This window comes from Mitsuaria sp. TWR114, assembly GCF_007997345.1.
In genome coordinates, this window is record NZ_VOSR01000119.1 from 1 (window position 1) to 8,427 (window position 8,427).

At 70.4% G+C, this 8,427-nt stretch carries 6 protein-coding genes; 5 read left to right on the forward strand and 1 reads right to left on the reverse strand.

The window, feature by feature from the left end; genetic code table 11:
* The 4 genes from FUT87_RS05770 to FUT87_RS05785 all read left to right on the forward strand — a co-directional run.
* A partial coding sequence (locus tag FUT87_RS05770; protein ID WP_147240375.1) for a sensor histidine kinase occupies positions 1-2,342 on the forward strand: 2,342 nt, incomplete at its 5' end.
* Between the two features lie 24 nt (positions 2,343-2,366).
* Positions 2,367-3,302 carry a UDP-3-O-acyl-N-acetylglucosamine deacetylase gene (gene lpxC / locus FUT87_RS05775; protein WP_091725987.1) on the forward strand — a complete coding sequence of 312 codons (936 nt, stop codon included), beginning with the start codon at positions 2,367-2,369 and terminating at the stop codon, positions 3,300-3,302.
* Positions 3,303-3,321: 19 nt separating this feature from the next.
* Positions 3,322-3,507 carry a hypothetical protein gene (locus FUT87_RS05780; protein ID WP_091725981.1) on the forward strand — a complete coding sequence of 62 codons (186 nt, stop codon included), beginning with the start codon at positions 3,322-3,324 and terminating at the stop codon, positions 3,505-3,507.
* A 124-nt stretch (positions 3,508-3,631) separates the two neighbouring features.
* Positions 3,632-5,620 carry a serine protease gene (locus FUT87_RS05785; protein ID WP_186830374.1) on the forward strand — a complete coding sequence of 663 codons (1,989 nt, stop codon included), beginning with the start codon at positions 3,632-3,634 and terminating at the stop codon, positions 5,618-5,620.
* Positions 5,621-5,653: 33 nt separating this feature from the next.
* On the opposite strand, the gene FUT87_RS05790 is transcribed toward FUT87_RS05785, so the two are convergent.
* Complete coding sequence (locus tag FUT87_RS05790) at positions 5,654-7,420, reverse strand: ABC transporter ATP-binding protein (protein WP_255511685.1); 1,767 nt, start codon at positions 7,418-7,420, stop codon at positions 5,654-5,656.
* Here FUT87_RS05790 and FUT87_RS05795 point away from each other — a divergent pair.
* On the forward strand, positions 7,301-8,427 hold a 1,127-nt coding region (locus tag FUT87_RS05795; RefSeq protein ID WP_147240378.1), incomplete at its 3' end, for a CpaF family protein. The two genes, FUT87_RS05790 and FUT87_RS05795, sit on opposite strands and share 120 nt — an antisense overlap.

An 8,427-nucleotide genomic window follows, 5' to 3' on the forward strand; every position in this document is an offset into this window, starting at 1 on the left:
CGACTCGACCAGGACCGCCTGCCGCTGCGCGCGCTGCAGCTGGACCTGTTGCTGGACCCGTCGAACTGGACCCGGCTGCGCTGCCGCGGCTCGATGCGCAGCTGGCCGGCGGCGGTCGGCTGCAGGCCGTCGGCCAGACCAGCCAATCGGCCGGCAGCGCGCTGACGCTGCGCCTGACCGGCCTGGACAGCCGCCAGATCGATGCACGATGGCCGCTGGTCCAGGCCCGCGGCGAATTGAAGCTGGGCACCCCGGCGAGCCTGGCCGCGCGGGGCGCCGACCCGGTCCTGACGGTCGAGGGCGACCTGGCTGGCGTTCTGGGCCAGGGCAAGCTGCAAGCGCCGCTGGAGGTGACGCTGGCGGCCGAGCTTCGGCAGCGGTCCGTCGCGCTGCAGCGGCTGCAGGCCCGCTCCGGCCCGGCGACGCTGAAGGCCGAGGGCGAGTTCACCCTCAACGAGGCGCTCTCCCTCGCCGAGGGCTGGAAGACGCGGCTGGAGGCTTCAGTGCAGGGACTGGATCCGCGCCGCCTGAGCGCGGAGCCTGTGGCTGAAGGCGCGCTGCCGCAGGCGCTGCTGCCGCCGTCGGACCCCGCCGCCTGGCAACCGGTGCGGCTGCCTGAATTCCAGCAGCGCGAGGCGACCACCACCACCGGCGCCGCCCCGCGCTTCCAGATGCGCTGGTACCGCCTGCGCTACGCGGCGCCTAACGGGCGCTGGCCCACCAGCGTCGCGCTGTACATGCCGCGCCTGGTGGCGCTGGCCGCAGCGGTGCTGGTCAAGACCGACGACGGCTGGCGGCCGGTCTTCGACAACCAGTCCGGCGCGCGCGAGCAATGGGTGCGGCCCTTGTGGGTGGTGCTGCCGGCGGCGCTGACCGAGATCCAGCAGGCGCGCGAGATCGAGGTCGTCATCGCCGTGCCGGTGATGCAGGCCGGTTATTACTCGGTGTCCAGCGTCTGGCTGGGCGCGCGCGAGGACCTGGAGCCGCGCCACGATCGCCGCTGGGTGCTGCAGATCGGCGTGCCGCAGGCCACCGGGCTGACGCTGGTGACGCTGGGGCTGTTCGCGCTGCTGCTCTGGTTCAAGCGCCGCGAGGATTCCTCCTACCTGCTGTTCTCGCTGGCCACCGTCGCCTGGCTGGTCCGCAACCTGCATTACCACCTGGACCTGCCGCGCACCCGCGACGCGCTCGAGTGGTTCTGGTGGGTGACCCATGCCTCGATGTCGTGGGTGATGCTGCTGACCTTCCTCTTCGCGCTGCGCTTCGCGCGGCAGCGCTTCGCGCGCTTCGAGCGCGGCATGGCGCTGTTCGTGCTGGTGTCCAGCCTGGCGTCGATGCCGCTATGGGGGCGCGGCTTCGACGCGCTGGTGCTGCTGCACATCTGCAACGCGGTGGTGGGCCTGGCGGGCACCGCCTTCGTGGCGAGCGTCGCCTGGCGCCAGGGCACGCGCGAGCTGCGGGTGATGGCGGCGGCGCTGGTGATCGGGGTGGCGCTCGGCGTCCATGACCTCGGCCTGCTGGCGGGCTGGTGGTGGCCGGAGCATGTCTACCTGATGCCGTTCGCGACGCTGGTGATCCTGGCGAGCTTCCTGTATGCGGTGCAGTACCGCTACATCGAGGCGCTGCGCCAGGTCGAGCGCGCCAACGAGGACCTGGCGCAGCGGCTGGAGGAGCGCAGCGTCGAACTGCGCGCGCAGCACGACAAGCTGCGCGAGGTCGAGCGCCAGCAGGCGCTGCTGCTGGAGCGGCAGCGGATCATGCAGGACATGCACGACGGGCTGGGCTCCTCGCTGCTGTCGGCGATGGTCGCGGTGGAGCAGGGCACGATGCCGCAGGAGCAGGTGGTGGACGTGCTGCGCGAATGCGTGGACGACCTGCGGCTGGTGATCGATTCGCTGGAGCCGGTCGGCCACGACCTGGTGTCGCTGCTGGCGACGATGCGCTACCGGCTGGGCAAGCGGCTGCAGCTGGGTGGTCTCAAGCTGGAATGGGACGTGCACGACCTGCCGCCGCTGGAATGGCTGGAGCCGCCCGACGCGCTGCATGTGCTCCGCCTGATGCAGGAGGCGCTGACCAACGCGCTCAAGCATGCCCGGGCGTCGCGGGTGCGGGTGGTCACGCGCGACCTGGGCAGGCGGGTGGAGATCCGGGTCGAGGACGACGGCGAGGGCTTCGACGTCGGCACGATTTCACAGGGGCGTGGCCTGCGTGGCCTGCAGCGCCGGGCGAAGGTGCTGGGCGGGTCCTTGCGGGTGGACAGCAGCCCGGGGCACGGCACGGTGGTGACGCTGCGATTGCCGGTGGCGCGCGCGGACCATGAGGCCGTCGTCCAGCAGGGTTGACCCCGATTTGGGAGAATGCCGCCCATGCTCAAGCAACGCACCATCAAATCGCTGACCCGCGCGGTCGGGGTCGGCATCCACAGCGGCCAGAAGGTGGAGATCACCCTGCGGCCCGCGGCGCCCGGCACCGGCATCGTGTTCCGTCGGGTGGACCTGGCCCAGCCGGTCGACATCCCGGTCAACACGCACAGCGTCTGCGACACGCGCATGGCCACGACGATCAGCCCCGGCGGCGATCCCGGCCAGCCCAAGGTGCAGACGATCGAGCACCTGCTGTCGGCCTGCGCGGGCCTGGGCATCGACAACCTGCTGATCGACATCAACGCCGACGAGGTGCCGGTGCTGGACGGGTCGGCGGCGAGCTACGTCTTCCTGCTGCAGAGCGCGGGCATCGAGTTGCAGAACGCGCCCAAGCAGTTCCTGCGGGTGAAGAAGCCGGTGGAGGTGCGCAAGGGCGAGGGCAAGAGCCTGATGTGGGCGAAGCTGGTGCCGCATCACGGCTACACGCTGAGCTTCCAGATCGAGTTCGACAACCCGGCGGTGTCGGCGACGGGCCAGCATTACGTGTTCGACATGGGCAGCGGCCAGTACAAGCGCGAGATCGCGCGGGCGCGCACCTTCGGCATGACCAAGGACATCGAGCTGATGCGCTCGCGCGGGCTGACGCTGGGCGGCAGCATGGACAACGCGATCGTGGTGGACGACTACCGCGTGCTGAATGCCGAGGGGCTGCGCTACGACGACGAGTTCGTGAAGCACAAGATCCTGGACGCGATCGGCGACATGCAGGTGGTGGGGCATCCGCTGCTGGCGGCGTACACGTCGTTCAAGGGCGGGCATGCGCTGAACAACCTGCTGCTGCGCGAGCTGCTGGCGGACGCGGAGGCGTACGAGATCGTGACCTTCGAGGACGAGCGCGACGCGCCCGCGGGGTTCGCCGAGCTGGCGCCGGCGTGGTGAGCGCACCGGACCCGCTCGCATGCTGATCGTCCGCACCGTCATCGCGCTGCTGCTCGTGGCGGGGCTGCTGTGTTTCGCGCTCTACATCGCCACCAAGCGCCCGGTCTGGCGCCGCCGCGCGATCCTGCTGATCAAGTGGACCGTGATCGCGGGCATCGGCGCGTTCTCGGTGCTGATCCTGGAGCGGTTGATCCTGCTGGTGTGACCCCCTGACCGGCCGCCGCCCGCCGCTTCATCCTTCTTCACCCGCTCGACACCACCGGGCAGCTTGTCGACCTCAGCATCCCCCAGCGGCCGGGCCTTCCTCCGGTCGCCATACGGGGGGATGTATGAAAAGGGCACTGGCGGCAATGGTCCGCTTCGGCGGTGTTGGCATTCTTGGCCTGCAGTTCTGCGCTGGCGCCCTCGCGGCGCCGCTGGAGCCCGACATCCAGCGCCAGGTGCGCGAGGCCACCTTCGAGGTCGTCGTGCCCAAGCCGGCCGAGGAGTCCATCCGCTACGACAAGCCCTGGCACGAGCTGCTGCCCTATCAGATGCGCGCCGACAAGTACGTGTCGGTCGGCACCGCCTTCGCCATCGGCGATCACCAATTCGTCACCGCCATGCATGTGCTGATCGCCTCGTTCGGCGATTCGCGCGGCGAGCCGATGCTGCGCGACGCGGCCGGCAAGCTCTATCCGATCGCCCAGGTCACCAAGGGCTCCGTCGACCAGGACTTCGCGGTGTTTACGCTGGCGAATCCGCCGGACAGCGTCGCCGCGCTGCCGCTCAATGAGAAGCCGGTCCTCAACGGGACGGTCTATGCCGTCGGCAACGCGCTCGGCGAGGGCGTCGTCATGCGGGAAGGGAACTACACCTCCGACACGCCGGAGGAGGACAGCGGCCGCTGGTCGTGGATGCGCTTCTCCGCGCCGATCTCCGGCGGCAACAGCGGCGGACCGCTGGTCGACGCCTCGGGCCGCGTGATCGGCATCGTGCGGGCGATGCGCACCACCGAGAACACGCTCAACATCGCCGTCCCCATCGCGCTCGTGAAGCGCGCGCCCGACGGCGTGGTGAGCGCGGACACGCGCGGCGTCACCGGCTTCGCCGTCTTCGACAAGACGCGATCGGCACGCTTCAAGGTCGACATCCCCGCGCCCAAGCGCTTCGCCGAGCTGTCGCAGGCCTACATGAAAGCGGCCGACGAGTTCAATGCCGCCCAACTGCGGGACCTGCTCGCCGAGAACGCCAACGACACCTTTCCTCGCGGCAGCGGCAGCGACCGGCTGCTGCACGGCTTCTACGAGCGCAGCGCGCCCGGCATCGTCGTGCAGAACGGCAACGGCGACTGGGTGATCACGCAGCCGCACTACACGCGGCTCGATCTCGGGCACGAGGGCTGGCAGGATTCGGCCGAGTTCAAGGGCTACCTGGTGTTCCACCGACACCGGCCCGAGGGCATCGATCCGGCCAAGTGGTATGCCGATCCCCGCATGGTCAGAGACCTGGTCCTCAAGGCGTCGCCGGGCACCATCCACGTCAACGCGGAGACGATCAAGGTGGCCTCCTTGGGCAACCCGACCGAGGACACCCGCTTCACCGATGTCTGGGGCCGGGTCTGGCAGGTGCGGCTCTGGCACGTCACGACCTGGTTCGGCAGCGACTGGATGATGGCGTTCGACCTGCCGGTGCCGGATGGCTCGGTCGGTTTCGAGGCCCGGGCGGGCGCGCTGGGCCTGGCCGGGCAGATCGACCGGATGAAGCGGATGACCGGCTTCTTCGCGGCCTCCTACGAAGGCAAGCTGTCCGACTGGAACCGCTTCCTGCAGCAGGGGCCCCTGCTGCCGAAGCCGCTGGCGGAGCCGGTGCTGAAGGTCGACTATGGACGCAGCTTCGCGTTCGACGACCGTCGTCTGGCGTTCACCTACGGGCCCGAACTGCAGAAGATCGAACCGGGTGGTCGGCTGCGGCTGGACCTCGCCTTCCAGCACGCGCCAGCGGGGGATGAACTCCGCATCGCCGGCGTCGTGGCCTACAACCCCGACGAGAAGACCGAGATCGATGTGTTCCGGCACGGGACGCCCGCCGAGTCCGGCAGCGAGGCGGTGAAGCGCGAGTGGAGCAAGCGCCTGCGCCACGCGCATCCCTATGACGGCGTCGCGGTGAGCGCGAACGACCGGCAGATCATCAGCGCGATCCCCGGCGTCGCGGACGCACAGCCCGCGCCGGAGGTGCTCTACACCTTCCAGTACCGGGCGGAGACCGGCACGTCGCAGGACCAGATGAAGGCCAAGCTCGACCTGCTGATGCAGGCGGCGAAGGTCAGCGAGCATTGATCAGCGGGCGGGCGGCATCCGGCCCCGTCCCGCTCACTCCTCCAGCGCCTGCAGCTGCACCAGGCGCTGGTAGATGCCGCCCTCGATCGCCATCAGCGCCTCGTGCGTGCCGCGTTCGGACAGGCGGCCGTGGTTGAGCACCACGATCTGGTCGGCGTCGCGGATCGTCGACAGGCGGTGCGCGATCGCGATCACCGTCACGCGGCCGCGCAACGCGCGCAGCGCCTCGCCGACCTGCGCCTCGGTCGCGCTGTCGATGTTGGCCGTCGCCTCATCGAGCAGCAGGATGCGCGGATTCCCGGCCAGCGCGCGCGCCAGCGCGATCAGCTGCTTCTGTCCGGTGGACACCGCCAGCCCCCCGTCGCCGAGCCGGCTGTCGTAAGCCTGCGGCAGCGCGCTCAGGAAGTCGTGCGCCCGCGCCGCGCGAGCCGCCGCCTCGAGCTGCTCGTCGGGGATCGCCCGGCCCATGCGGATGTTGTCGCGCACGCTGCCGGCGATCAGGTAGGGCTCCTGCGGCACCAGGCCCAGCGCCTCGTGGAAGGTCTCGTCGGGCAGCTGGGCCAGCGGCTGGCCGTCGATCAGGATGCGGCCCTGCTGCGGTTGATAGAAGCGCAGCAGCAACGCCAGCAGCGTCGACTTGCCCGAGCCCGTGTGGCCCGCGATGCCGACAAAGCTGCCGGCGGGGATGTCCAGATCCAGGTCGCGCAGCACCGGCTGCTCCGGCGTGTAGGCGAAGTGCAGGTGCTCGAAGCGGATCGCGCCGGCGCCGACCACCAGGTCCGGTCGGTGCGAGCGCGGCTCGGACGGCTCGCGCAGCAGTGCGCGCACCCGCGATGCTGCCACCAGCGCCTGCTGCAGTTGGCTGAACTGCATCGTGATCTGGATCAGCGGCTCGACGACCCGGGCGATGTAGGCCAGGAAGGCGTAGAGCAGGCCGACCTCCATCCCCGACAGCTCGCGCTGCCCGAAGCCGTAGATCACCGTCACGATCAGCAGCACGTTGAGCAGGTCCAGCGCCGGCCGCAGCAGCCAGGCATTGGCGCGCAGCTCCTGCACGCGCGCCTGCAGCTGCGCCTGGTTGGCCGTCTCGTAGCGCGCGGCGAAGCGCTGCGCGGCGCCAGCCGACTGCAGCATCGCCATGCCTGCCATGCTCTCGGCCATCTGCGCGTTGAGCTCGGCCCGCAGCGCCCGCGCCTTCTGCACCGGGCCGCTGCTGGCGCGCTGGTAGAGCCAGATGATCCCGGAGCTCGCCGGCACCAGCGCCAGCACGATCAGCATCAGCCGCCAGTCCAGCCATGCCATCGCGACCAGCGCGCCGGCCACGACGATGGTCGAGTCCAGCATCACGAACAGCACCTGCCGGTACAGGTTGTTGACCGCGTCCGTGTCGTTGGTGATGCGGCTCAGCAGCTGGCCGGTGATGCTGCGGTCGAAGAAGGCCATCGGCTGCGCCAGCACATGGGCGTAGACCTGCTCGCGCAGGCGCAGCACCGAGCGCTGCGCGACCGCCGCCATGCGCCGCAGCTGCGCGTAGCGCAGCAGGCTCGCGGCCCAGCCGGCCAGCAGCATCGCGCGGGCCCTGCGCGAGCTGGCCGCCGGCGTCGCGCCCGAGGCGCCGGTGCCGCAGCGGCGCTGGCTGTCGGGCCTGTTCCGGGGAGCATCCGCATGAAGGACATGACCATGACGCTGCGCGAGCGGCTGGGGGCCGCGGTGCCGGGTTTCGTGCCCGCCGACGGCGCGCCCGAGGACCTCGCCGGCGCGCCCACGCAGGCCTACCAGGCGACCAAGTTCCGCATCCACCAGCTGCTGCTGGGCCGGCTGGACCTGGAGGCGATGGACGGGCTGGGCGCGGACGCGCTGCGCGACGAACTGCGGCAGATGGTGGAGCGGCTGCTGTTCGAGGAGAACCTGGTCCTCAACGCCGCCGAGCGCCGTGCGCTGGTGCGCGACATCCAGTACGAGATGCTGGGCTTCGGCCCGATCGAGCCGCTGCTGGCCGATCCGACGGTGTCGGACATCCTCGTCAACACGCATGCGCAGGTCTACGTCGAGCGACGCGGCCGGCTGGAGCTCACCGACGTGCGCTTCGCCGACGACGACCACCTGCTCAAGATCATCGACAAGATCGTGTCGCGCATCGGCCGGCGCGTGGACGAAGCCAGCCCGATGGTGGACGCTCGGCTGCCCGACGGCTCGCGCGTCAACGCGATCATTCCGCCGCTGGCCATCGACGGGCCCATCCTCTCGATCCGGCGCTTCGCCGCGGTGCCGCTGAAGGCGGAGAACCTGATCGAGTTCAAGTCCATTTCGGCCGAGATGGCGCGTTTCCTGGCGGCGCTGTCGCAGGCGCGGGCCAACATCCTGATCTCGGGCGGCACGGGCTCGGGCAAGACGACGCTGCTGAACATCCTCAGCGGCGCGATCCCGCACAACGAGCGCATCGTGACCATCGAGGACGCAGCCGAGCTGCAGCTGCAGCAACCGCACGTGGTACGGCTGGAGACGCGCCCGCCCAACATCGAGGGCCGCGGCGAGGTGGCGCAGCGCGCATTGGTGCGCAACGCGCTGCGCATGCGCCCGGACCGGATCATCCTGGGCGAGACGCGCGGCGCCGAGGCGCTGGACATGCTGCAGGCGATGAACACCGGCCACGAGGGCTCGATGACGACGGTGCATGCCAACACGCCGCGCGACGCGCTGGCGCGGCTCGAAAGCATGATCGCGATGGCCGGCGTGGACCTGCCGGCCAAGGCGGCGCGGGCGCAGATCGCCTCGGCCATCGGCGTGATCGTGCAGGCCAACCGCCT

Bases quoted from the DNA above. Each gene is read 5' to 3' on its own strand.
- FUT87_RS05780 (WP_091725981.1), top strand. From the start codon at position 3,322: ATGCTGATCGTCCGCACCGTCATCGCGCTGCTGCTCGTGGCGGGGCTG.
- FUT87_RS05785 (WP_186830374.1), top strand. From the start codon at position 3,632: ATGAAAAGGGCACTGGCGGCAATGGTCCGCTTCGGCGGTGTTGGCATT.
- lpxC (WP_091725987.1), top strand. From the start codon at position 2,367: ATGCTCAAGCAACGCACCATCAAATCGCTGACCCGCGCGGTCGGGGTC.